This is a genomic window from Vibrio sp. 2134-1 (assembly GCF_033339495.1).
The window spans coordinates 1-1,749 of the sequence record NZ_JAWOUS010000073.1; the positions used below are offsets into that span (position 1 = coordinate 1).

Genomic DNA, 1,749 nt, shown 5'->3' on the forward strand with positions numbered 1-1,749 from the left:
TATCGCTGCTACCGTCTAGTTTCATCGTTCACTCCTTAAATCACGACCAGTTCAGCATTCAACGCGCCCGCTTCATTTAGTGCCTGAAGAATCGACATTAAATCGGTTGGGGTTGCACCTAAGCTGTTGACTGCATCGACAATGGTATTGAGCTCTGTGCCCGGAGGCCAAATCACCATTTGAGCGAGCTCTTCGTTTACATCAATATCCGTTTGATTCACGACTTTTGTCTCACCATCAGCAAACGCATTCGGCTGGCTGACTTTTTCTGATTCTGAAATTCGCACCGTCAAGTTGCCGTGGCTTACTGCCGCTTCGCCAACTTTGACATTCTTGCCAATCACCACGGTGCCAGTACGGGAGTTGAAGGCGATACGTGCAGGCTTACGACCTTCTACGACGCTCATCTCTTCCAGCATCGACATCATGATCACGCGTTGTTGCGTGTCTTTCGGCGCTCGCATATCCACGCGTGCTTTGTTGATGGCAACAGCCACGTTCGGACCAAACGTATTGTTGATTTCACGTGCGATGTTTTTTGCAGTGGTGAAACTTGGTTTGCGCAGGTTTAACGTGATTTCATCGCGCTGGTTGAAGTCTGTTTTGATTTCGCGCTCTAGCGTTGCACCATTCGGCACACGACCCGCTGTTGGCGTATTCACTTCGACTTTCGAACCACTTTTACCTTCGGCAGATAAACCGCCCACAACTACGCTACCTTGCGCGATGGCGTACACTTCACCATCGATACCGCGTAGCGGCGTAAGAAGCAGCGTACCGCCGCGCAAGCTTTTCGCATCACCAATGGATGATACGACCACATCTAAGGTTTGGCCCGGCCCCGCCATAGGGTCTACCGATGCCGTCACGCTTACCGATGCTACGTTGCGCAGTTTAGGGTCCATGCTGTCATCAATCTGAACACCAAATTGGCGCAACATGTTGGTGATGGACTGTGAGGTAAATTTTACTTGGTTGCGGTCACCTTGGCCGGCAAGACCAACCACCAAACCGTAACCGACTAATTGGTTTTCGCGGATGCCTCGAACATCCACCAAATCCATAATAGGAATTTCCACTTCAGCCTGTGAAGTCGCAGGAAGCCCTAAGGTCAATGCCAGTAGGAAAGACGAAAATAAGGTATTGATTGGCTTCATTAGAATGGTACCCATGGGCTGTTAAAGAACTGAGTCAGCCACCCAGCAGCGTTGCTGTCTGCCAATGCGCCACGACCAGCGTAAGTGATGCGAGCATCCGCAATTCGTTGAGAAGAAACTTGGTTATTGCGAGTGATGTCATCGACGCGAACAATGCCCGTCAAACGGATAAATTCATCACCTTGATTTAAGCGCAGCCACTTTTCGCCACTGATGCGCAATACGCCATTTGGCAACACGTCATGCACCGTGACCGTGATAGCACCTTGGAGCTTGTTGCCTTGCGAGCTAGACGCACTGCCATCGAAATTTCGGCTGTCGTCAATGCTCACACCAAGTTCATCAAACTTTTTAGTGCCGATGGTTGGCGCAGCAAAGTTCACCGCTGAGCTCTTACCAAATTTGGTTCCGGCTTTTTTGCTTGAAGAAGTCTCTTCAGAAAGCACCACGGTTAACACATCACCGACTCGGTACGCACGACGATCTTGGAATAGAGTCATCGTGTATTGGTGACGATAAAGGCTACCAGATTGAGCGTCTGGTAAGGTGTAATCCAACTTCGGCGGCGCATACTCCTCAGCATTTGGCTGAG

At 50.1% G+C, this 1,749-nt stretch carries 2 protein-coding genes; both read right to left on the reverse strand.

Features of this window, described 5'->3' with window-relative positions; all coding sequences use genetic code 11:
- Positions 1 to 35 precede the first annotated feature (35 nt).
- Complete coding sequence (locus tag R7R78_RS23905) at positions 36 to 1,157, reverse strand: flagellar basal body P-ring protein FlgI (protein WP_225474351.1); 1,122 nt, start codon at positions 1,155 to 1,157, stop codon at positions 36 to 38.
- Positions 1,157 to 1,749: flagellar basal body L-ring protein FlgH (flgH, locus tag R7R78_RS23910; RefSeq protein ID WP_225474352.1), on the reverse strand; the 593-nt coding region annotated here is incomplete at its 5' end. The genes R7R78_RS23905 and flgH, both read right to left, overlap by 1 nt.